Origin of the sequence: Dactylosporangium sp. NPDC049525, assembly GCF_040676755.1 — a bacterium.
GTDB lineage: Bacteria > Actinomycetota > Actinomycetes > Mycobacteriales > Micromonosporaceae > Dactylosporangium.
Genome location: NZ_JBFAPO010000001.1, coordinates 36,248 through 58,495 on the forward strand (window position 1 = coordinate 36,248; position 22,248 = coordinate 58,495).

The 22,248-nt window shown below is 71.3% G+C and carries 15 protein-coding genes; 7 read left to right on the forward strand and 8 right to left on the reverse strand.

The features are described 5' to 3' along the window. Positions 1–230 precede the first annotated feature (230 nt). Positions 231–1,094, reverse strand: a complete 864-nt coding sequence (locus AB0K00_RS00140; protein WP_363512781.1) for a helix-turn-helix transcriptional regulator — start codon at positions 1,092–1,094, stop codon at positions 231–233. A gap of 102 nt (positions 1,095–1,196) precedes the next feature. Between AB0K00_RS00140 and AB0K00_RS00145 the strand changes: the two genes are divergently transcribed. Next, entirely contained in the window at positions 1,197–2,603 is a 1,407-nt protein-coding gene (locus AB0K00_RS00145) for an MFS transporter (RefSeq protein WP_363512784.1), read from the forward strand. Here the strand turns inward: AB0K00_RS00145 and AB0K00_RS00150 are convergent. Continuing rightward, positions 2,597–4,147 carry a ricin-type beta-trefoil lectin domain protein gene (locus tag AB0K00_RS00150; RefSeq protein WP_363512787.1) on the reverse strand — a complete coding sequence of 517 codons (1,551 nt, stop codon included), beginning with the start codon at positions 4,145–4,147 and terminating at the stop codon, positions 2,597–2,599. The genes AB0K00_RS00145 and AB0K00_RS00150 overlap by 7 nt on opposite strands. 128 nt (positions 4,148–4,275) lie before the next feature. On the opposite strand from AB0K00_RS00150, the gene AB0K00_RS00155 reads away from it, so the two are divergent. After that, positions 4,276–8,202 carry a hypothetical protein gene (locus tag AB0K00_RS00155; protein ID WP_363512790.1) on the forward strand — a complete coding sequence of 1,309 codons (3,927 nt, stop codon included), beginning with the start codon at positions 4,276–4,278 and terminating at the stop codon, positions 8,200–8,202. On the opposite strand, the gene AB0K00_RS00160 is transcribed toward AB0K00_RS00155, so the two are convergent. Continuing rightward, complete coding sequence (locus AB0K00_RS00160) at positions 8,182–9,126, reverse strand: TIGR03557 family F420-dependent LLM class oxidoreductase (protein ID WP_363514950.1); 945 nt, start codon at positions 9,124–9,126, stop codon at positions 8,182–8,184. The two genes, AB0K00_RS00155 and AB0K00_RS00160, sit on opposite strands and share 21 nt — an antisense overlap. Before the next feature lie 86 nt (positions 9,127–9,212). Here AB0K00_RS00160 and AB0K00_RS00165 point away from each other — a divergent pair, with 86 nt between their 5' ends. Then, a complete protein-coding gene (locus AB0K00_RS00165; protein WP_363512793.1) occupies positions 9,213–10,439 on the forward strand; it encodes an MFS transporter in 1,227 nt (408 codons plus the stop codon). On the opposite strand, the gene AB0K00_RS00170 is transcribed toward AB0K00_RS00165, so the two are convergent. Together AB0K00_RS00170 and AB0K00_RS00175 are read right to left on the reverse strand one after the other, a co-directional pair. After that, complete coding sequence (locus AB0K00_RS00170) at positions 10,409–10,795, reverse strand: hypothetical protein (protein ID WP_363512796.1); 387 nt, start codon at positions 10,793–10,795, stop codon at positions 10,409–10,411. The genes AB0K00_RS00165 and AB0K00_RS00170 overlap by 31 nt on opposite strands. Before the next feature lie 2 nt (positions 10,796–10,797). Beyond that, complete coding sequence (locus AB0K00_RS00175) at positions 10,798–12,591, reverse strand: sigma-70 family RNA polymerase sigma factor (protein ID WP_363512799.1); 1,794 nt, start codon at positions 12,589–12,591, stop codon at positions 10,798–10,800. A gap of 1,064 nt (positions 12,592–13,655) precedes the next feature. Between AB0K00_RS00175 and AB0K00_RS00180 the strand changes: the two genes are divergently transcribed. Both AB0K00_RS00180 and AB0K00_RS00185 read left to right on the forward strand, forming a co-directional pair. Then, entirely contained in the window at positions 13,656–14,672 is a 1,017-nt protein-coding gene (locus tag AB0K00_RS00180) for a hypothetical protein (RefSeq protein ID WP_363512802.1), read from the forward strand. A 147-nt stretch (positions 14,673–14,819) separates the two neighbouring features. Then, entirely contained in the window at positions 14,820–17,423 is a 2,604-nt protein-coding gene (locus AB0K00_RS00185) for a Tex family protein (RefSeq protein WP_363512805.1), read from the forward strand. 665 nt (positions 17,424–18,088) lie between these two features. Here AB0K00_RS00185 and AB0K00_RS00190 read toward each other — a convergent pair. Further along, a complete protein-coding gene (locus AB0K00_RS00190) occupies positions 18,089–18,661 on the reverse strand; it encodes a 50S ribosomal protein L11 methyltransferase (protein WP_363512808.1) in 573 nt (190 codons plus the stop codon). Continuing rightward, positions 18,658–18,993 carry a helix-turn-helix domain-containing protein gene (locus tag AB0K00_RS00195; protein ID WP_363512811.1) on the reverse strand — a complete coding sequence of 112 codons (336 nt, stop codon included), beginning with the start codon at positions 18,991–18,993 and terminating at the stop codon, positions 18,658–18,660. The genes AB0K00_RS00190 and AB0K00_RS00195 overlap by 4 nt, the downstream gene beginning before the upstream one ends. A 71-nt stretch (positions 18,994–19,064) precedes the next feature. Between AB0K00_RS00195 and AB0K00_RS00200 the strand changes: the two genes are divergently transcribed. Continuing rightward, a complete protein-coding gene (locus AB0K00_RS00200; RefSeq protein ID WP_363512814.1) occupies positions 19,065–20,021 on the forward strand; it encodes a zinc-binding alcohol dehydrogenase family protein in 957 nt (318 codons plus the stop codon). 69 nt (positions 20,022–20,090) lie between these two features. Then, positions 20,091–20,930 carry a hypothetical protein gene (locus AB0K00_RS00205; RefSeq protein ID WP_363512817.1) on the forward strand — a complete coding sequence of 280 codons (840 nt, stop codon included), beginning with the start codon at positions 20,091–20,093 and terminating at the stop codon, positions 20,928–20,930. Here AB0K00_RS00205 and rho read toward each other — a convergent pair. Beyond that, positions 20,927–22,147, reverse strand: coding sequence for a transcription termination factor Rho (rho, locus tag AB0K00_RS00210; protein ID WP_363512820.1), 1,221 nt, complete (start codon positions 22,145–22,147; stop codon positions 20,927–20,929). The two genes, AB0K00_RS00205 and rho, sit on opposite strands and share 4 nt — an antisense overlap. Positions 22,148–22,248 lie beyond the last annotated feature (101 nt).

The following is a 22,248-nucleotide window of genomic DNA, read 5'->3' on the forward strand; positions in this document are numbered from 1 at the left end:
GCAAGGCTGAGTAGCGCGCGTGACGCGCGCCGGCGGGTGGTGAACACGAAGCTCCTTGTGCGGGGTGGACACAGGTTGCTGCGCGCAACGGTTCGCCGAAACCGCCACGCGTGTAGGAATCGGACTTCTCCCGCCGAGGAGTCGTCCGTCCCGAATGTGGTTCGTTGTGTTGCCTAACAAACTAACGGCGCTGCTCCCCCCGGTAAAGAGGTGAGCCAATATGTGCGGATTCAGCAGGCTCCGCGGTGCTCGGCACAGCCGGCGGACACGCCGCCCACCTCGCCCAGGCGCGCCAGCGCCGACGCCGTCGCCGCGTCGGCGGGGGTGTAGACGATCATGCGGGCCTCGGGGGTGCCCGCGAGTTGCAGGCTCTGCGTGGCCAGGCGCAGGTCGCCGAGGGCGGCGTGGCGGAAGATCTTCAGGCGGCTGCCGGGCACGGCCACGTCGTGCGACTGCCACGCCGTGGCGAAGGCGGGGCTGGCCGCGGACAGGTCGCGGACGAAGCCCTCCCAGGCCGGCTCGCCCAGGTGCCGGGCGAAGGTGGCCCGCATCGTGGCCACCATCAGCGGCAGCTCCTCGGCGAGATTCACGAACGGCATGCAGCACTCAGGGGTGACGAACAGGTGCCACAGGGCGTTGCGTTCGCGACCCTTGCGGCGGACCAGGTCGGTGAAGAGCTGCTCGTAGGTCGCGTTCCAGGCGAGGAGGTCGTATCGGCCGTTGTACACGCAGGCCGGCAGCGACATGCCGTCGAGGATCAGCTGGACCTGCGGCTCGAGAGGGCAGCCGGCCGGCTGCGGCGTGAAGGCGGGCACGTCGGCCAGCCGGTACAGGTGCTCCCGCTCGGCCTCGTCGAGCCGCAAGGTGCGGGCGATGGCGTCCAGGACCTGGACGCTGACGTTGATCGCGCGGCCCTGCTCCAGCCACGTGTACCAGGTGACCCCGACCCCGGCCAGCTGCGCCAGCTCCTCGCGGCGCAGGCCCGGGGTCCGGCGCCGGAACCCGGGCGCCAGGCCCACGTCGGCGGGGCCGATCCTGGCGCGCCGGGACCGCAGGAACGCGGCCAGCTCGGCTCGCGACGTCGTCACGCTCACGCCTCCCATCGTGGTCCGGCCCGGCGGGCGTTGCCAGGTGGTGCTGATACCAGGATGAGCGGGCTCTCGTTACCAGTGTCGGCGACGCCCGAGGCTGACGCCATGACCGCTCTCGTTGCCCCACCATCGACCGCACGGGCCGGCGGCGCCCTGCTGGCAACCGTGCTCGGCGGGCAGTTCATGGCCGTCCTGGACGTCTCCATCGTCAACGTCGCGGTGCCGTCGATCCGCGCCGACCTCGCCGCGTCCGGGGCCGGCCTGCAGTTCGTCGTCACCGGGTACGCCGTCGCCTACGCCGTCCTGCTCGTCACCGGCGCCCGCCTCGGCGACCGGCACGGCCACGGCCGGGCGTTCCAGGCCGGCCTCGCCGGGTTCACCGTCGCGTCGCTGCTGTGCGGCCTCGCCCCGGCGACCGGCCCGCTGATCGCGTGCCGCCTCCTGCAGGGCGCCGGCGCGGCGCTGATGGTGCCGCAGGTGTTCAGCATCATCCAGCGCACCTTCACCGGCCCGGCCCGCACCCGCGCCCTCGGCTTCTACGGCGCCGTCCTCGCCGGCGCGGCCGTCGCCGGCCAGGCGTTCGGCGGCTTCCTCACCGGCGCGGACCTGCTCGGCCTCGGCTGGCGCCCGGTCTTCCTCGTCAACGTCCCCGTCGGGCTGGCCCTGCTGCTCCTCGGCCGCCGGCACCTGCCCCGCGACCGCGGCTCGGCCACCCGCCGCCTCGACCCGCTCGGCGTGCTGACCCTCGCGTCGGCGGTGCTGACGCTGGTCCTGCCGCTGGTCCTCGGCCACGAGTCCGGCTGGCCGTGGTGGACCTGGGCGAGCCTCACCGCCAGCGCCGCACTCTTCGGCGCGTTCACCCTCGTCCAGCGGCGCAGCGCGGCACCCCTCATCTCGGCGCGGGTGCTGCGCTCACCGGGCCTGCTCCCCGCGGCGGCGGCGATCCTGGCCGTGATGGCCTCCTACGCCGGCTTCCTGTTCACCCTCGGCCTGCACACCCAGAGCGACCTCGGCTACACCCCCGCAAAAGCCGGTCTGGTACTGGTCCCCGCCGCCGTCGGCTTCGCCGCGAGCAGCCTGAACTGGCGCCGGCTCCCCGCCCACTGGCACCGCCGCGTGATCCCTTTCGCCCTGTTCGTCGTCACCGTCGGCTACGCCCTCATGGCCTGGACGATCCGCGACGGCCGGCCACTGGGTCCCGCGTACCTCACGGTCAGCGCGGTCTACGGCCTCGCCCTCGGCGCCGCGTTCAGCCCGCTGATCGGCGTCGCCCTGGCCCACGTCCCCCCGGCGGTCGCCGCCGACGCCAGCGGCGTGGTCGCCACCGTCACCCAGCTCGCCGCCGTCCTCGGCGTCGCCACCTTCGGCACGGTCTATCTGTCCCTCGCCCCAGCACCGTCCGCGGCCGCGACCACCGACGCCACCCTGTGCGTCGCCGCCCTCCTCGCTACCGCCGCCGCCCTCACCATCCCCAAACACTCCCGCCGGAACGACGGACCGGAGGGTCAGTAGGCCTGCAGCGACCACTTCTGGTTGGAGGCGGCGCTGCAGTCGAAGATGATGACGGGGCTGCCGGCGCTGTTGCTGCCGTTCTCGACGTCCAGGCAGCGCTTGGCGTTCACGTTGCGCAGGGTGCCGTCGCCGACCACGGTCCACTTCTGGGCGGGGGTGCCGTTGCAGGTGAACAGTCGCACGGGCGTCCGGTTGGCGGTGCCGGCGTTGAGCACGTCGAGGCAGCCGCCGTCGGCGCGGATGGTGCCGTCGCTCTGGAAGCTCCAGCGCTGGTTGGTGCGGCCGCTGGCGCGGTCGTCGCAGTTGTCGATGACGGCGCGGTTGCTCTCGCCGGAGCGGTATTCCAGGCACTTGGCGGAGCCGGCGCCGCGGAGCTGGCCGCTGACCAGCGGGGGTGGCGCCGCGGTGCTGGTGGACTTGGACGGGGATGCGGAGACACTCGGCCGTGGGCTGGCGGACTTCGTCCGGCTCGGCGACGGGACCGCCGAGGTCGGACCGCCGGTCGGCGACGCGGCGCCGGCGTCCTTGGTCAGCTCCGGCAGGCCACCGACACCGCCGTACCGCTGCGGGCTGGCCTCGCCCGCGGCCGGGACCGGGTCGTTGCCGGTGTCGCGGACCAGCTGCAGGACCACGGCGGCGGTGACCAGGAGGATCAGCACGGCCACGGCGACCGCGCCGACCGGGTACCGGCGCCAGGCGGCGATCCGGCGGCGCGATCCGCGGTAGTCGGGGCCGTCCTCGTCGCCGGGGTCGTCGGTGACGATCGCGAAGGCCGGCGGCACGTAGTCGGCCACGGTCGGCGAGTCGTCCGCGGTCACCACGACCTGCGCCACCCCGACCGGCGCCGGCTCCGCGGCAACCTCGTCGACCGGCTCCTCGGCCTCGGGTGATGCCGCCGCGGGTGATGCCGCCGCGGACGACTCGAACGCGGATGACTCGAACGCGGGCGACTCGAACGCGGCGGGGTCCACCAGCGACGGCGACTGGACCATCGGCTTGCTGAGCGCGACGGGCTCGTCCAGGAACGGCACGGCGCTCGCCCTGACCTCACCGGCAAGCGTGCCGACCGTCGCCGGGTCCTCCACCTCATCAGCGAAAGGGTCGTCGACCTCGACAGCGGACGGGTCCTCCGCCTCGACAGCGGACGGATCCTGCGCCTCGTCAGTGGACGGGTCGTCAGCGGTCGCGTCGTCCGCCTCGTCAGCGGGCGGGTCCTCGACCTCGTCGGCAGGAGGCTCGTCCGGCTCCGCGGGGTCGTCGCCCAGCGCGTCGGCGAACAGGACGTCGAAGTCCGGCCTGTCGTCCTCGACGGGAATGGTCGGGATCGAGGCGGTCGCGATCGCGGTGGGGCCGCCGCGGCGTTGGCGGGGGATCGCCGCACCTGTCGGGAACGTCGGCTTCGCCGGGTTGAACGGCTCTGGCAGGAGCGGGACCTGCGCGGATGTGGAGGCCGCCGGCGGTACGCGATGCCGCGCCGCCCGGTCTGCCCGCTGCGGCGTGGTGCCCGGCTGTTCCTGCTCGTTGCCGTCTTCAGCGACGGACATACCCGACGTACTCCTTCCAACGGCCACCATTGCCCGCTGCACCGTAGCTTGCAGACGCAAGGACGCGCGACCGGCCGTTCGGCCCCAACAGGAGCGGTCCGTTGCCATTGGCCGGTAAGTTTTCCCGCATGGCTCCTGACGGCTGGGAAACGTTCGCGGCACAGCACACGGTGTGGGGCCGGGTGACCGACGGTGCGTCACATCGCGACCGGGCGGTGACGCTCGTGCGCCAGCTCGCCGAGGCGCGGGCGCGGGCGGCGGCCCTGCTCACCGACGATCCGTGGCAGGACGGTGACTTCGCCCGGCGGATGTCGCAGCAGGTGGCGAGCCTGATCGGGTTCCTGCCCGACGACGTGCGGTTCAGCGGCGCCGAGGCGGAGCTGCTGGTGACGACGCCGTTCCTGCACGACGCGCTGTGGGCGACCATCGCCGCGGCCGAGCGTGGGGTGCAGCCGGGCGACCTCGAGCCGTCGCAGGACGCCTCCAGCGACCGGGCCGCGTTCGAGCGGTTCTCGCAGACGTATGCCCAGCCGCACCGCCGGGCGCTCGCCGCGATCCGGGCCGGCCGGCGGCAGGCCGCCGCCGAGCTGGGCTGGTGGCTGCTGCACCGGTGGATCGGCCGGCGTCCCGCGGCATACCAGCCGGCCACGATCGAAGCGCTGATCCGGGGGCCGGAGGGGCAGACGCAGGACCTCGCGACCGTGCTGAACGACGAGCCGCAGAAGCGCCTGGCGGAGCTGCTGCGGGCGATCCGCGCGGACCCGGCGTTCCTGAACCGGCACGACCGGCCGGAGTCGCTGGTGTCGGCGGACCGGCACGGCACGAGGGAGCGGCTGGTCGCGTTCCTGCTGACGATCGCCAGGTGGCTCGCGGTCGAGGCGACGGTGCTGCCCGAGGTCATCGGCGAGCACCTCGGCATCGGCGACCCGGTCACGCCCCGCCAGGTCATCGACACGGTGCACGTGGCGCGGTGGGACCTGCGCGGTGCGACGCTGGTGCTCAACGCCGACTGTGCGCACCCGTCGATCGAGGTGGCGCTGCGCGTACACATCGAAACGCTGAATCAACTGCTCGCTGAGGCACAACGGGCGGCGTCCAGGGACGAGTCCCTCGCCGCGCTGCGGCACCTGCCCAACCGGGCGGCCACCGACGAGGTGCGGCCCGCGATCGTCGACGGTGCGCCGGCCTACCAGTCCGCGGGGGTCCGGTTCCGGCTGGCCGAGGACCGGGTGCGGGAGCTGCTGATGGGCGAGCAGCTGTATGGCGACCCGGCCCTTGCCATTCGTGAGCTGTATCAGAACGCCCTGGACGCGTGCCGCTACCGGGAGGCGCGCACGGAGTTCCTGACCCGCACCACCGCGACGAGCCCGGCGCAGTGGGACGGCCGGATCCGCTTCGAGCAGGGCGTCGACGACGCCGGCCGGCCGTATCTGGACTGCGTGGACAACGGCATCGGCATGGGGGTCCGGGAGCTCAGCGAGGTGTTCTCGCAGGCCGGCGTGCGGCTCGCGGACCTGCCGGAGTTTCTCGAGGAGCAGGCCGAGTGGGCCCGGCTCGACCCGCCGGTGCAGCTGTTCCCCAACAGCCGGTTCGGCATCGGCGTGCTCAGCTACTTCATGCTCGCCGACGAGCTGACCGTCGAGACGTGCCGGATGGGCCGCGACGGGCAGGCGGGCGAGCGGCTGCGGGTGTCGATCGCGGGGCCGGGCAGCCTGTTCCGGATCCAGGTGCTGGGCCCGGGCGGCGACTCGGGCACTACCGTGCGGCTGCACCTGCGCGAGGGCGTCACCGTCGCGTCGGTCGAGGAGCTGCGCAAGCTGCTGTGGGTGGCCGAGTTCACCACCGACGCGACCGACGGCGTGGAGACCCAGCACTGGGCGCCCGGCGAGCTGTCCGAGGCGGCGAGCGCGATCGATGACGACGACGAGGACGAGGAAGGCGTCGGCGCCGGGGTGGTCCCGACCGAGGGGTCGCGGGTGTGGTGGTGCAAGGGCACCGGCGCGCTGCTCGCCGACGGCCTCTACGCCGGCAAGGAGATCTTCGGCGCGGTGGTCAACCTCAACCGGGACCTCGCGCCACGGCTGTCGGTCGACCGGACGAAGATCCTGGCCTACCGCGAGGACGACGTCGACCGGCTGCTGTGGGAGGCGGTGCCGGCGCTCACCGCGCCCGGCACCACGCTGCTCGGCTACGAGTGGCTGTGCCGGCTGGCGCCGATCCGGCCGCTGGTCGCGGACCTCATCTTCGAGCAGGCGATCGAGCGCGGCCACGGCAAGTGGGACATGGACGGCGAGACCGTCGACGCGGCGGTCACCGGCTGTTTCGTGGCCAACGACGGGCCGGTCGGCGGGCCGGACGAGCTGGTCGAGTGGCGCTTGACCGCGCTCGCGGCCGGCGGGCGCTACCGCAAGGTGCTCAAGCCCGGCGCCGACTGGAAGCGGGCGCTGCGCTCCCGGCCGTCGGACGCCCTGCTGCTCAGCGTCGACGTGGACGGCACCGGCCCGTGGCTGGATCCGGTCGACATCGTGCCGCTGGTGCACCTGGTGCGCGCCGCGCGCAAGACCGGCCGCAGCGCGCTGGAGATCGCGGCCCGGCTCGACCAGCTGGGCTACGAGCCTTCGGTGGGTGCCGCGCAGGTCGGCGTCGACCCCGACGACCTGGTGTTCACCAGCCGTGACGTGGACGGCACCCGGCCTTGGATGCATCCCGACCTGCCGGTCCACCTGGTACACCTGCTGCGGGCGACGCACAAGACCGGCCGGCCGATCCAGCAGATCGTTGCCAGGCTGCGGCAGCTGGGCTTCGACGTGGACGTCGACGTGGACATGCTGCCGATCGAGCAGTTCGGCCCGAAGGACCTGACGATCGCGAGCCGCGACCTGGACGGTTCGCACCCGTGGCTCGACCCGCGGGAGCCGGTGACGCGGCTGCACGTGCTGCGCGCCGCGCACAAGGTGGACCTGCCGGCCGACGAGACCGCGGCACGGCTGGCGCTGCTGGGCTATCCGCTGGAGCCCGGCTGGGAGTCGCTGACGGTCGAGTCCGACGACCTGGTGCTGATCTCCCGGGACCTGGACAGCACGTCACCGTGGCTGGACCTGCTGGAGGAGGTGGCGCCGGTGCACGTGCTGCGCGCCGCCGAGCGGACCGGCCGGCCGGTGGCGGAGGTGGTGTCGCGGCTGCGCAGCTTCGGGTTCACGCTCGGCGGCAACCTCGACGCGCTCGACGTGGTGAAGCTTGAGGCGGAGGACCTGCAGCTGGCGAGCCGGGACCTGGACAGCTCGCAGCCGTGGCTGGACTCGTCCCGCCCGGTGCCGCTGATCCACCTGCTGCGGGCGGCGGAGGCGACCGGCCGGGACGTCGGCGACGTGGCCACGCGGCTCGCGGCGGTCGGGTACCGGGTCGACGTCGACCCCGACGCGATCCTGATCGACCACTTGGAGCCCGACGACCTGACGATCACCAGCGAGGACCTCGACGGCTCCGACCCGTGGCTGGACCCGATGAAGGCGGTCCCGACGATCCGCATCCTGCGGGCGGCGCAGCGGACCCGGCGCAGCGTGCACGACATCGCGGCCCGGCTGACGTTCCTCGGATACGCGGTGAGCCTGCACGGCTCCGGTCCGTCGCTGGACCAGGTCGAGCCGGACGACTTGCTGATCACCAGCCGGGACTTGGACGGTTCGCAGCCGTGGCTGGACCTCGACGAGCAGGTGCCGCTGCCGCACCTGCTGCAGGCGGCCCGGCGGGTGCGCCGGCCGGTGCACGAGATCGCCGCGCGGCTGGAGACGCTGGGCTACAACGTCGACGTCGACCTCAGCAGCATCCAGGTCGACTCGGTGAAGCCCAACGACCTCCTCCTGGCCAGCACCGACCTGGACGGCTCGCGGCCCTGGCTGGACGCCGGCCAGCCGGTGCCGCTCAACCACCTCCTCGCCGCGGCGCAGAAGATCCGCAAGCCGATCGAGGAGGTGTCCAGCCGCCTGCGTGCGCTGGGATATTCGGTACCGGACGTCGACTCGCGCCTGCCCCGGCTACGCCCCGGCGGCGTGTAGGGCCGGCAGCAACTCGGCCTGCGACCAGGCCAGGAACTCCTCCTGGTGGCCGCCACCGATCTGGACCAGCGCGACGTGGGTGAAGCCGGCGTCGACGTACTTGCGGACCGCCGCGACGTGCTGGTCCAGGTCGGGCCCGCACGGCACGGACGCGGCGACGTCGTCCTCGGTGACGTTCGCGGCCGCGGCGTCGAAGGCGCGCTGGTCGGGCAGCTCGGCCAGGACCGGCCACTGCAGGCCGAACCAGCGCCACTGGTCGAGGGCGCGCTTGCGGCATTCGGACTCGTCCGGCCCGTAACAGAGCGCGACCTGCCCGTACGCCGGCTTGCCCGGGATGCGCAGAGAGGCCTCCGGCGAGACGGCCACGGTGCCGTCCAGCGGCTTGGCGAGCGCGAGGGAATCGTCGCCGGACACGGCGAGGACCACCGGGACACCCTCGTCGGGGCGGTCCCACAGCCGTGCCTCGGGCACGTCGAAGTAGGTGCCGCCGTGGTGCACCGTCTCGCCGGCCAGCAGCGGGCGGATGATCTCGAGGGCCTCGGCGATCATCTCGTGCCGCTGGGTGCGGTGCGGCCAGGGGCCGATGATGTGCTCGTTGAGGTTCTCCCCCGCGCCGAGGCCGAGCGTGAACCGGCCCTGCGACATGGCGCCGATCGTCGCCGCCTGCTGCGCCACGACCGCGGGGTGGTAGCGACGGGTCGGGCAGGTCACCATGGTCATGAGTTCGATGTTCTGGGTGGCGTACGCGACGGCGCCGAGCACCGACCAGGCGAACGGTGAGTGTCCCTGCTCGACCAGCCACGGGTTGTAGTGATCGGAGATCGCCGCGAAGTCGTACCCGGCCTCTTCCGCGCGCACCGCGTCGTCGACGAGTTCGCAGGGCCCGGTCTGCTCACACATCAGTGTGTAACCGAAGTTCACCATGGCCTCCGGGTACCCCGTGCCGCCGCTGTTACGCGCCTTGGCGATCATCCTTGGAGAATGCCCAGCACGTAGGCGAGAATCAATCGATGTCTCCCTATCTACCGGTGATCCGGCACCCCGTGTTCAACCGGGTCCTGCCGGGGCTGGTGCTCTCGGCGCTGGGCGACGGCATGAGCGCGGTCGCGGTCGGGTGGCTGGCACTGCAACTGGCGCCCGACCACGCGCGCGGACTGTGGGTGGGGCTCGCCATCGCCGCGTACGCGCTGCCCGGCGCCCTCGGCGCGATCGTGTTCGGGCCGCTGCTGCGCAACCACGGCGGCGCGCAGCTCGTCGCGTGCGACGGCATCCTGCGGGCGGTGTTCCTCGGCGCCGTCGCGCTGCTGTCCGCCTGCGGCGGCCTGTCGATCGGCCGGTACGTGGTGCTGCTCGCCATCTCCGCGCTGCTGTCGGCGTGGGGCTCGGCCGGCCGGTACACCGTCATCGCGCAGGTCCTGCCGAGCACCCTGCACCTGCCGGCGAACGCGCTGCTCACGGTCATCGCCGAGGCCTCGACGGTGGCCGGCCCGGCGATCGCGGGCCTGCTGATCGCGGTCCTCGGCGCGCCGGCGGTCCTCGCGGTCGACGCCGCCACGTTCGCCGTCCTCGCGGTGTCGTTCCTGCAGATCAGGTCGCTGACGCCGGCCCAGGAGCCGACCGGCGACCGCGGCGAGGGCTTCGCGGTCATCGGCCGAGACCCGCACCTGCTCGGCCTGATGGTCCTGACGTTCTGGTTCTTCCTGCTGTTCGGCCCGGTGCCGGTCGCGGTGCCGCTGTTCGTGTCGAGCGCCGGCGAGATCGGGCTGCTGTACACGGCCTTCGGGGTGGGCGCGGTCATCGGCGCGGTCGTCACCGGGCACCTGCGCCGGCTGCCGCTGTGGCCGACCACGATCGGCGTGGTGATCGGCTTCGGGCTGCTGCTCGTGCCGCTCGGCCTGACGTGGCCGCTGTGGGCGCACATGATCACGCTCGCGTTTGCCGGGCTGGCGTGGGCGCCGTACCCGGCGACCAGCATGTCGCTGTTCCAGCGTACGGTCCCGGCCGGGCAGTTGCCGCCGGTGCTCGCCGCCCGCGGCGCGGTGCTCGTCGTGTCGACCCCGCTGGGCACGCTGCTGGGCGCGCCGCTGGTGCAGGCGGTCGGGGCGTCGGCCACCTTCGTCACCTGCGGCGCGGCGACCGCGGCGGTGGGGCTGGTCGCGCTCGCCGTCCACCTGCGGATGCGGACCCGGTCACGGCGCACGCTGCTTCAGGCGACCTCGTCCAGCACGTTGCGATAAGAGCACAGGCGCCGGGTGTACTCCCGCAGCACGTCGATCGCCTCGTCCAGATCGTCGGTCAGCACGTCGGGCAGGTCGATCAGCAGCCGCCGGCCGTCGACGGTGCCGTAGCCGCTGACCTCGAACGCACCTTCCCGCACCCACAGGTCGACGCCCAGGTCGACGGTGGTCCGGTCGTACCGCAGCACCACCCCGACGAGCGCGAACGGCGCCTCGCCCGGCCCGATCCGCCCGATCAGCTCCCAGTGGATGGGGCCGTGCGTGGCGGCGACCTGCTGCCCGTACCGCTGGAAATCCTCACAGGCGTCGTTCAGCGCACCGAGCAGTGTGGCGGCGCCACCCGATCTCGCGTCCATGATCATCCTCCTGCTGCGCGATAGGCGGCGCCGACCCCGGTCGGGGTGGTGCCGTTGCTGTAGAGACCGGTGTCGCCCGCTTTCGAGGTGTACAGGATGAACCAGGCATACCGCTCGACGAAGGACAGCCCTTCGAGCATCGACGTCGAGCTCTTCACGAAGCTGACCTGCTGATCCATGCTCGGGTAGACGGTGCCGCCTTCGAAGCGCATCAACGCGTACTCGGTCAGCCAGATAGGCAGCTTGTACTTGTTGTACACATTCTGCAGGTAGCGCTTGAGCTGGTTCGGCGCGTCCGGTCCGAAGTCGCCGCCGTACCAGTGCAGCGTGATGAAGTCGACCCGGTAGCCGCGCGACTTCGCCCCGCTCATGAACCGGTCGAGCCAGCCGCCCGCGGTGTCGCCGCCGTATGCGACCGACGGGCTGCCCAGGCGAAGCCCGGACGCCTGCAGCTTCGGCCACAGGTCGAGGACCTGCTCGGGGCTCATGTTCGACTGCTCTTTGAGGTCCGGCTCGTTGAACCCGAGCAGCACCTTGCCGTTCGCCTTGGCCTTGGCCACGTCGGCGTCGACGTTGGTGGTGCCCCACACCATCGGCACGAACTCGACGCCGCTGGTCGCGCCGAAGCTGGGGCTCGGGGACCAGTTGTAGTACCAGCCGGCCTTCATGTCCTTGACCGCGGCCTGGTTGAAGTTCACCTTGCCGTTGGTGCTGACGCCCTTCTTCGGGCTCTTCACCGCCGGTGGCAGTGCCGCCGGCGCGCTTGCGGTTTTACTGGGGGCCGCGCTCGACGGCGGGGCGCTGCTGGGCGCTGCGTTGCTCGAGCTTGGCAGTATCGAGGGCGACTCGCCCGGCTGGGACACCACCGCCGGCTGCTGCTCGCCCTGGGTGGTCACGTAGACGGCGCCGGCCGCCCCGGCGATCGCGACGGTCGCGGCGACACCGGCCAGGGCGGGCTTCACCGCACCGAACCAGCCGGCGATGAGCGCCTTCAGGCCTCCGCCGCCCATCGTCAGCGCTCCGGTTTTCGCAGCGGCCGCGGTGAAGACGAACGGCACCGGTACCAGCGAAATCCCGGCCAAAAGACGCTCCGCGGCGACCATGTCCATCCACGCCCGGTCGCAGCGCTGGCACTCGCGGGTGTGCCGGGCCAGCCGCTTGCGCCACAGCGCGCTCGGCCGTCCGTCCCAGCTGGTCACGATGGCGTGCAGCTCAGGACAGCGGGGCCGCACGGCGAGGGCCCGCACCACGGCCCGGGCCGCGTCGAGCTGCGCCTTCATTCGCTGGATCCGCACCGCGGCGTGCTGCTTGGAGATCCGCAGCGCGTCGACGACCTCTTCCCGCTCGAGCTGCCCGGCGGCCTCCAGCCACCACAGCGACAGCAGCTCCCGGTCGTCGTGGTCGAGCCACCGGGTCGCCTCGGCGACCTCCTGCCGCTGCCCGGACAGCCGCAGCCGGGTGATGGCCAGGTCGGCGAAGTCGGCGCCGGGGTCCGCGGTGTCGGTCGGGTCGGCCCAGTCCCCCACCAGCGGCGCCTGCGTCTGCCGGCGGTGCCGGTCCCTGACCTGGTGCATCGCGATGGCGACGGCCCAGGACCGGAAGCTGTCGGGCTCGCGCAACCGCGGCAGCCCGTCGACGATGCGGAGCATGGTCTCCTGGACCACGTCGTCGACGTCGGCGTGCCCCTGCAACGCCCGTCCGACGATGTTGTAGATCAGCGGCAGGTACTCAGCGACCAGGGCATCCAGCGCCCTCTGATCCCCGTCCCTCGCCGCGATCACCGTGGCCGCGCCCATCCGCATCCTCCTGTCGAACTATTCAGGAGACGGATCGGCCCAGGGTCAATAACGCTTTCTCCTCGAATTTTTCCAGCTCACGTTGGGCTCATGGTCAAACTACGCTCCGTTCGAGGTTCGGCAGGCAGACCTGCGGTTGCAACAGACCTGCACAGCACCTCGAACGGCCGCCGCGCCACCGCGCACGTCGTCGGGTCGGACCGGCCTCGACCCGCCGCTCCTTCCGGTACCGGGACCCGACCCGGTCACGGATCACCGGTGGGCTCCTGCGCAGTCTTGTAAACGACGTCCAGTTGTTCGTGCCCGGCCGCCTGCCGAGGACCGACTTGCCCACACCCGCCTCGCCGCGCATGTTTTTTTCTCAGCTACGCCTGGACGGACGACGAGCTTGCCCACGCCGAACATGCCTTCTTCAGCTGCACGCCTTCTTCAGAGGCACGCCTTCTTCAGAGGCACACGAACGAGTGACGCAAGTGTTGGGCAACATCGTCCACCTGAGACGGACATTGTTATGACGCTAGAAGTTCTAGACGGCGCGGTGATTCGCATTTTTCGCGGAGTGTGACTGCTTCACTGTGCCGGGCAACGATCAGCTATTCCAGTCGCCGTAAAGAGCCATCAAGATCACTTGATCATGTACTTGACCTGCGCATACACGGGGACGTACTTTTCCTCATTCCGGACTTTGCGCAAGGCTTGCGATGTGCGATCGTATTTGCCGTGGTCCTTATTCGAAGGGCTGTGTTGAAGGGGGTTCCTGGATGGCCCGGCAAAGGCGCGGCGGAAGGCACCGGCGCCCACGGGCCGGCATGACGATCACCATCACGGTGCAGATGGATCTATGGGCCGCGGCCAGGATCTTGACGCCGGTCATGCTGGCAGCCGGACTCGCAACAAGAATGTTGCGGGACAGTGGTCACATCTGACCCCCGATAGGGACCAGATGTGACCACCCGGGAGCGGGGCTCTCCACGCCTCCTACAGCAAGGAGCCTCGCTCCCCGGCAATGCTGGCACGTTTCTTGGCGAATGGAAGCGTCGTACCGACAAGCAGGAGGGCAATCCGTGGCACACGATCCGTTCGACGCGGCCGGGATGTACCGGGCCGTGCCGCAGATCGACAACCCCAGGGTCATGCGGCCGACGATGCGGTTGATCGGGCCGGACGAGGCGCGCGGCATCCTGTTGAAGGCCGATTCCGACCCGGACTTCCACCAGCGGCCGGTCAGCCAGCGCGACGTCCGCCGGTGGGAGCAGCTCATGCGGACGGACCGGTTCGTGTCGTTCCTGCCGAACGGGCCGCTGTGCTTCGACGATCGCGGGTTGCTGATCAACGGCAAGCACCGGTTGACCGGGCTGACCCGCCAGGAGCGGCCGCACGGGTTCGTCGTGTTCGACAACGTGCCGCGATGGATGTTCAAGTACTTCGACACGATGCGTCCTCGCAGCCTCAACGACGTGTTCGCCATCGGCGGCCGCATGACCGGCACGCAGACCGGCTCCACGATGCGGCTCGCGATGCGCTACGAGGAGTTCCTCTTCGGCAAGCGGTCGGCGCACGGCTGGCGCGACTGGAACGGTGTCCGCGACGAGCACGCCGACGTCGACGAGTTTCGGACGCGGCGGGAGGAGTTGACCGACTGGTATGGCGACGCGGCCAAGTCCTATCCCAAGTCGAAGATCGTCATCGCCGCGCAGATGGTGTTCCGCATGTACCAGCAGCTGGCCTGGCCGGAGAACGGCGACAAACTGCAGGAGTTCTGGACAGCGTTGGCCGGCGGTACAGCGCCCGCACCGGACGCGCCGGCGCTGGTGCTGCGCGACTGGGCGAGGGATCGGGGCGAGGCCAGGGAGCGGATCGCCGCCAAGCGCGAACTGCACTTGCTGCTGTTGTTCGAATATTTCGCCCAGCACGCACAGGGCCTGGGCATCGAGACCGATGGCGTGCGGTGGGGGTACGGACTGCCGATGGCGCTGCCGTTCCACCCGGACGGGCCGGAAGTGGCCCTCGAGAACGTCAAGCGGGAGCTGGAGCGGATGAACGACGAGGCCGAGTCGATCACTGGCGTGCCCGCCGCCTGAAGCCGGCGTCCCTCCGCGCGAACCGTGACGCGCGGGTCGAATGCAATCTTGTCCGCGGTCACGACGCGTGAGTATGTGTGCGCCTCCGGCGGAACACATCCCGCTGGCTTCGCGACGTGCGAGGTCCGTGGGGCAGAATGCAGGATCGTGACGACCTCCATTCAGCAGCGGATCGCCGAGGAGCTCGGCGTCAGGGAGCGGCAGGTGACCGCCGCGGTCGAGCTGCTCGACGGCGGCGCGACCGTGCCCTTCATCGCCCGGTATCGCAAAGAAGCGACCGAGATGCTCGACGACACCCAGCTGCGCACTCTGGAGGAGCGGCTGCGCTACCTGCGGGAGATGGAGGAGCGCCGCGCGGCGATCCTCGAGTCGATCCGCAGCCAGGGCAAGCTCGACGACGCCCTCCAGGCGCAGATCATGGCCGCGGACTCCAAGGCCCGGCTCGAGGACATCTACCTGCCCTTCAAGCCGAAGCGGCGCACCAAGGCGATGATCGCCCGCGAGGCAGGCCTTGAGCCGCTCGCCGACGGGCTGCTCGCCGACCCGAGCGTCGACCCGCTGGCCGCCGCCGCGGTCTTCGTCGACCCGGAGAAGGGTGTCGCCGACGCCGCCGCGGCCCTGGACGGGGCCCGGGCGATCCTGGTCGAGCGCTTCTCCGAGGACGCCGACCTCATCGGTGAGCTGCGCGAGAAGATGTGGTCGCAGGGCCGGCTCGTGTCGAGGATGCGGGACGGCAAGGAGTCCGACGGGGCGAAGTTCTCCGACTACTTCGACTTCAGCGAGCCGTTCACCAAGCTGCCGTCCCACCGGATCCTCGCGATGTTCCGCGGCGAGAAGGAGGAGATGCTGGACCTGGTGCTGGAGCCCACCCAGGACCCCGATCTCCCGTCGCTGTATGAGCCCACGATCGCCGCGAAGTTCGGCATCCGCGACGAGGGCCGCCCCGGGGACAAGTGGCTCAACGACACGGTCCGGTGGGCCTGGCGCACCCGGGTCCTCGTCCACCTCGGGATCGACCTGCGGATGCGGCTGTGGCAGGCGGCCGAGGAGGAGGCGGTGCGGGTCTTCGCCGCCAACCTGCGTGACCTGCTGCTCGCCGCGCCGGCCGGCACCCGCGCCACGATGGGCCTGGACCCGGGCTTCCGCACCGGCGTGAAGGTCGCCGTCGTCGACGCCACCGGCAAGGTCGTCGACACGCACACGATCTACCCGCACGTCCCGCAGAACAAGTGGAACGAGTCCCTGGCCGTGCTGGCCGCGCTGTGCCAGAAGCACGACGTCGAGCTGATCTCGATCGGCAACGGCACCGCCTCCCGCGAGACCGACAAGCTCGCCGCCGACCTGGTCAAGCAGTTCCCGGCGCTCAACGTGACCAAGGTGATGGTCTCCGAGGCGGGCGCGTCGGTGTACTCGGCCTCCGCGTTCGCCTCGCAGGAGCTGCCCGGCATGGACGTGTCGCTGCGCGGCGCCGTCTCCATCGCCCGCCGCCTGCAGGACCCCCTCGCTGAGCTGGTGAAGATCGACCCGAAGTCGATCGGCGTCGGGCAGTATCAGCACGACCTGTCCGAGTCGAAGCTGTCGCGCTCCCTCGACGCGGTGGTCGAGGACTGCGTCAACGGTGTCGGCGTCGACGTCAACACCGCTTCGGCTCCGCTGCTGACCCGGGTCTCGGGCATCGGCGGCAGCCTCGCCGACGCAATCGTCGCGCACCGCGACGCGCACGGGCCGTTCCGGTCGCGCAAGGCGCTCAAGGACGTGGCGCGGCTCGGCCCGAAGGCGTTCGAGCAGTGCGCGGGCTTCCTGCGCATCCCCGACGGCGACGACCCCCTCGACTCCTCCAGCGTGCACCCCGAGGCGTATCCGGTGGTCCGGCGCATCCTGTCGGCGACCGGCACCGACATGAAGACGCTGATCGGCAACGGCACGGCCCTCGCCAAGCTGAAGCCGGCCGACTTCGTCGACGACACGTTCGGCCTGCCGACCGTCACCGACATCCTCAAAGAGCTGGAGAAGCCGGGCCGCGACCCGCGCCCGGCGTTCAAAACGGCGACCTTCGCCGACGGCGTGGAGAAGATCTCCGACCTTTCGCCCGGGATGCTGCTCGAGGGCGTGGTCACGAACGTGGCTGCGTTCGGCGCGTTCGTCGACGTCGGCGTCCACCAGGACGGTCTGGTGCACGTGTCGGCGCTGTCGTACACGTTCGTGAAGGACCCGCGGGAGGTCGTCAAGCCCGGCGACATCGTGCGGGTCAAGGTCCTGGACATCGACATCCCGCGCAAGCGGATCTCGCTGACCCTGCGCCTGGACGACGAGGCCCAGCAGTCCGGCGCCCCGGAGGGCAGCGGCGGCGGCCGTCCCCGCACCACGGACGGCGGCGCCCCGCGCAGCGGGGGTGGCGGCGGTCAGCGCGGCCCCGGCGGTCGCGGCGGCGCCGGCGCCGGTGGCGGTGGTGGCGGTCAGGGCGGTGCTCAAGGCGGTGGCCAGCGCGGTCAGGGTGGCGGTGGCGCCGGTGGCGGCCAGCGCGGCGGCTCGGGCGGTGGCGGTGGCGGTCAGCGCGGCGGAACGGGCGCCGGCGGTGGCGGTGGTCAGCGCGGCGGCTCGGGCGGCAGCGGTCAAGGCGGCCGCGGCGGCGACTCCCGTGGTGGCGGCGGCCGGCAGCGTGACAGCGGCAGCCTGCAGAACAGCGCCCTCGCCGACGCGCTCCGTCGGGCGGGCCTGGACAAGGGCTTGGACGGCCTCAACAAGAACTGACGATTGCGCGCCCCGAAGGACGGGGATGGCCCCCTACGCCGCGTGCGAATCGCGCGGCGTGGGGGGCTCCTGCGTTTGCAGGCGCGGGTCCCGCTCTCACCTGCGCTCCGACAACCCTGCGCTCCGACGAACCTGCGCACCGACGCCCCGAAGGATCTGCGGTGCCTGGAGCCCGTTGCGAATTGACGGCTCGCAGGCCTAGGCGCGGCGGCGCATCCCGACACCTGCGATCGATCTGCACTTCGCACAACTCGCACAACCCGGTGGATTACTGGTCGCCGACAAACAGGGATCCACCAGCAAACAGGGATCCACCAGGTTGTGCGCCACCGCGACTCACGTGGCGGCGACTCGCGCGGCCGCTACTCGCGGGCCGGCGGCCGCTACTCGCCGGGCGGCGGGCGACGGTCGGCGGCGCAACAGCGGCAGCCTGCAGAACAGCGCTCTCGCCGACGCGCTGCGCCGGGCGGGCCTCGACAAGCGCGCCCTCGCGGACGCGTCGCGCCGGGCGGGCCTCGACGAGCGCTTGGACGGCCTGAACAAGAAAGAGCGGCCAGGTCGCCGTATCGCGGCGGCGCTACGTGGCGTTCGGTGGTGTCGACCGGCTATCTACACCGTACCCTGGCAGGAGAAATTGATCTCCAATGTCGTCACCAGGCCACTACTCAGCGCAGGCGCCAGATCGTGGTGCGCATCGTGCACTGATCTTCAAGTTTAACGCGGACCGGGACCTCGTACGTGGCGAGCGCCTCGAACAGCCGCGTCGGCAGGTAGCCGCGGCCGGGGTCGCCGACGAGGACCTCGGCGCCACTGCGGCGCAGGAAGCCCAACACCCGCTCCGCGACCGGGCCGCTGTAGAAGACGTCGCCGGCGACGATGACCTCGGCGGCGACCGGGACCGATGACGTCACGATGTCCACGCCGTTGGCCCGGGCGTTGCGGGCGCAGGCGGCCAGGGCGGCCGGGTCGGTGTCGACCGCGGTGACCGTGCAGGCGCCGGCGCGGGCGGCGGCGATCCCGACCAGGCCGGAGCCGGCGCCCAGGTCCATGACGCTGCGGCCGGCGACGTACAGCGGCTGGTCGAGCAGGAACCGGCCCAGGGCCATGCCGCCCGGCCACGCGAACGACCAGAACGGCGGCGGCGCGTCGCTGCGGTAGTTCCCGCCCGTGGCGTCGAACAGGCCCGCGTCCTCGTCGGCCAGGTCCAGGCTCAGCTCGGGCAGCAGGGGCAGCGTCATACCGCGGCCGGGAAACGGTGGATGTTCGACTCGACCCAGGTCCGCAGCTGCGCGAGCGGCGCGTTGGCGTCCCGGCCGAGCTGGGTCAGCTCGTATTCGACCCGCAGCGGCACCTCGGCGAAGACCTCCCGCGTGATCAGTCCGTGCTCCTCCAGCTTCCGCAGCGTGACCGTGAGGACCTTGGGGCTGATGCCCTGCAGTCTGGTCCGCAAACTGCCGAAGCGCTGCGGCCCGTCCTCCAGGGCGCCGAGGGCGAGGGCGCTCCACTTGTTGGCCAGCAGGTCCAGCATGTCGCGGCACGGGCAGCAGGCCGCGTAGACATCGTCGGGCACCGCCCAACAGTACCCAATGGAAACTCGCAACCCTTGCAGGTAACTAGGGCGTCCTGGGTAGCGTCGGCGGCATGGGAACGAACATGCCGGCCGTGATCAGCACGTCGCGCGGCCTCAAGGATGTTGAACTGCCCGTGCCCGCGCCCGGGCCGCGGGACCTGCTCGTGCAGGTGCGGGCCGTGTCGGTGAATCCGGTGGACTACAAGGTCCGGCGGGGCGGCGGGGACAAGGTGCTCGGCTGGGACGCCGCCGGGGTCGTCACCGCGGTGGGCAGCGAGGTGAGCCTGTTCGCGCCGGGTGACGAGGTGTACTACGCGGGCAGCATCGACCGCCCGGGCAGCAACTCGCGGCTGCACCTGGTCGACGAGCGGATCGTGGGTCGCAAGCCGCGGTCGCTGGGCTTCGCCGCCGCGGCCGCGCTGCCGTTGACCACGATCACGGCCTGGGAGACGTTGTTCGACCGGTTCGGGCTGGAGGCGGGCGCCGCGGGCACGCTGCTGGTGCTCGGCGCCGCTGGCGGGGTCGGCTCGATGGTGATCCAGCTGGCGAGGGCGCTGACGGGGTTGACCGTGATCGGCACCGCGTCACGTGACGAGTCTCGCAAGTGGGTGCTGGATCTCGGCGCGCATGACGTCGTGGACCATCACGACCTCCCCGAAGGGGTCGACTACATCTTCTCGCCGAGCACGGCGGGGCGTATCGAGCGGTTCGCGGAGATCCTCCGGCCCGGCGGCGCGATCACCGCGATCGACGAACCCGAAGGGCTGGACCTGTTGCCGCTCAAGGCGAAGAGCATCAGCTTCCACTGGGAGCTGATGTTCACCCGGCCGCTGTTCCAGACCCCGGACATGATCGCCCAGCATGACCTGCTCAACCGGGTCGCGGACCTCGTCGACGCCGGCACGGTCCGCTCGACGCTCACCACCCGGCTGTCGCCGATCACCGCCGCAACGCTCACGCGAGCCCACGAAATGGTGGAAGACGGACATATGGTCGGCAAGGTGGTGGTCGCGGAGCCGCTAGAGTAATTCCTCGAAGTCTCCCCATCCCCCGTGGGAAGGACCGTCGTGGACTGGCCTCCGTACCTTGAGTTCAGCGTGCCCATCACGCTGGCCGTCTGGGCTGCCGCGGTGACGGTGAGCCTGTGGCGCTCCCGCCCCCGCCTGCCCGAGCCCGGGCCGACCCGCACCGACCTGCCGGGGCAGGAGCCGCCGGCGGTGGTCAGCCTGATGGTCAACCGGTGGCGTTCCGACGAGGACGCGATCGACAGCACCCTGCTGGACCTGGCCGCGCGGGGCTTCCTGGAGCTGCGGGAGACCGGCGAGGAGCCGGTGCAGACGACGGCCCGCCTGCGCAAGGGTGACGGGCGCAGGCTGACGCCATATGAGCAGCAGATCCTGGACCGGGTGCACCGCCTGTCGGTCAACGGGGAGACCTCGCTGGCCAGCCTGGCCTTTGACAGCTGGACCGAGGCGCGCAGGTGGCGGCGGACCTTCTACCGGGCCGTGGTGGAGGAGGCGCGCACGCGTGGGCTCTGCCGGCCGCGCCTGTCCTCGACGACGCGACGCGCCCTGCTGCTCGGCGCGATCGTGCCGGCGGTGCTGATGTTCGTGACGTGGTGGTGGGTGGACGACCAGCTCAGCGCCAAGATCCCCGACCAGGTGGCCGGCGCGATCATCGGCCTCGGCGCGATCTACCTGGCGCAATACTTCGTGGTCGACTTCGGCTGGGCCGACCAGACCACCCCTGAAGGCGTGGCCGCGACGGAGAGCTGGCTGGCGCTGCGCGAGCACCTGACGACGCTCGAGGGCGTGGCTGATCTCGCCCCGGCCGACGTCGCGTCGTGGGGTCGGGAAATGGCATACGCCTCGGCGTTGGGCGTGCTGTCGGCGGACGAGGCACTGGTCCGTCTCACGCCCGGGGCACGCTCCCGCTAGCTCGCGTTGCCGCGCAGGAGCATGGTCAGGAACTCGGCGTTGGACTGGGTCTTCGCCAGCCGGTCCAACAGCTGCTCGGTCGCCGACTGGTTGCTGGCCGACAGCGCCTTGCGGAGGCGGGAGACGGCGAGCAGCTCGTCGGGGTGCAGGATGACGTCGTCGCGGCGGGTGCTGGAGGCGTCGATGTCGATCGCCGGGAAGACGCGCCGGTCGGCGAGCTTGCGGTCGAGCTTGAGCTCGGCGTTGCCGGTGCCCTTGAACTCCTCGAAGATGACCGTGTCACCGGTCGAGCCGGTCTCCACGAGCGCCGAGGCGATGATGGTGAGCGAGCCGCCGTTCTCAATGTTGCGCGCCGCGCCGAGCAGGCGCTTCGGCGGGTAGAGCGCGTTGGCGTCGATGCCGCCGGTCAGGATGCGGCCGGAGGCGGGTGCGGAGTTGTTGTAGGCCCGGCCGAGCCGGGTGATCGAGTCGAGCAGCAGGACCACGTCGTGGCCCAGCTCGACGAGCCGCTTGGCGCGCTCGATGGCGAGCTCCGCGATGCCGGTGTGCTCCGACGGCGGCCGGTCGAACGTCGAGGCGATGACCTCACCCTGGATGGACCGCTGCATGTCGGTGACCTCTTCGGGCCGCTCGTCGATCAGCAGGACCATGATGTGGACCTCGGGGTTGTTCTGCGCGATCGCGTTGGCGATCGACTGGATCACCATCGTCTTGCCGGCCTTCGGCGGCGACACGATGAGCGCGCGCTGGCCCTTGCCGATCGGCATGACCAGGTCGATGAGCCGGTTGGTGAGCTGCCGCGGTCCGGTCTCCAGGCGCAGCCGCTCCTGTGGGAACAGCGCGGTGAGCTTGCTGAACTCCGGCCGGGTGCGGGCCCACTCGGGGTCGTTGCCGTGCACGGTGTCCAGCCGGGTCAGGGTTGAACCGTTGGCACTGCCGGTGATCGCGTCGCCGTGCCGCAGCCCGTATCGCCGGACCATGGCGGCGGGGATCGCGACGTCGTCCGGGCCTGGGCTGTAGCTGTCGACCCGGAGAATCATCTTGTCGCGGAAGACGTCGGCGATGCCGGAGACGTCCCGGGCCTCGCCCGACTCTGGGGGCTGAGGCTGGTTGGCGGGACGGCTGTGGTCCCTGTTGCGCTGCGGAGATCTGGTGCGGCGAGGCTTCGCCGGATGATTCTGCTTGGCGTTTCGATCCAACACTTCGGTTGGGGCCATGGGCGTCCTCCTCGGGACTGGCGTGTGAGATGGCTTGTGTCCCTGAGGACACTGGCCGAAACGCGTGTGACTTTGGCTTCCTGCGAGAGGGCGTGACACGC

Excerpts from the sequence above, each read along its gene's own strand:
- AB0K00_RS00150 (WP_363512787.1), bottom strand. The coding sequence starts at position 4,147 with ATGTCCGTCGCTGAAGACGGCAACGAGCAGGAACAGCCGGGCACCACG.
- AB0K00_RS00165 (WP_363512793.1), top strand. The coding sequence starts at position 9,213 with ATGTCTCCCTATCTACCGGTGATCCGGCACCCCGTGTTCAACCGGGTC.
- rho (WP_363512820.1), bottom strand. The coding sequence starts at position 22,147 with ATGGCCCCAACCGAAGTGTTGGATCGAAACGCCAAGCAGAATCATCCG.
- AB0K00_RS00170 (WP_363512796.1), bottom strand. The coding sequence starts at position 10,795 with ATGGACGCGAGATCGGGTGGCGCCGCCACACTGCTCGGTGCGCTGAAC.
- AB0K00_RS00145 (WP_363512784.1), top strand. The coding sequence starts at position 1,197 with ATGACCGCTCTCGTTGCCCCACCATCGACCGCACGGGCCGGCGGCGCC.
- AB0K00_RS00155 (WP_363512790.1), top strand. The coding sequence starts at position 4,276 with ATGGCTCCTGACGGCTGGGAAACGTTCGCGGCACAGCACACGGTGTGG.
- AB0K00_RS00160 (WP_363514950.1), bottom strand. The coding sequence starts at position 9,126 with ATGGTGAACTTCGGTTACACACTGATGTGTGAGCAGACCGGGCCCTGC.
- AB0K00_RS00190 (WP_363512808.1), bottom strand. The coding sequence starts at position 18,661 with ATGACGCTGCCCCTGCTGCCCGAGCTGAGCCTGGACCTGGCCGACGAG.
- AB0K00_RS00175 (WP_363512799.1), bottom strand. The coding sequence starts at position 12,591 with ATGGGCGCGGCCACGGTGATCGCGGCGAGGGACGGGGATCAGAGGGCG.
- AB0K00_RS00200 (WP_363512814.1), top strand. The coding sequence starts at position 19,065 with ATGGGAACGAACATGCCGGCCGTGATCAGCACGTCGCGCGGCCTCAAG.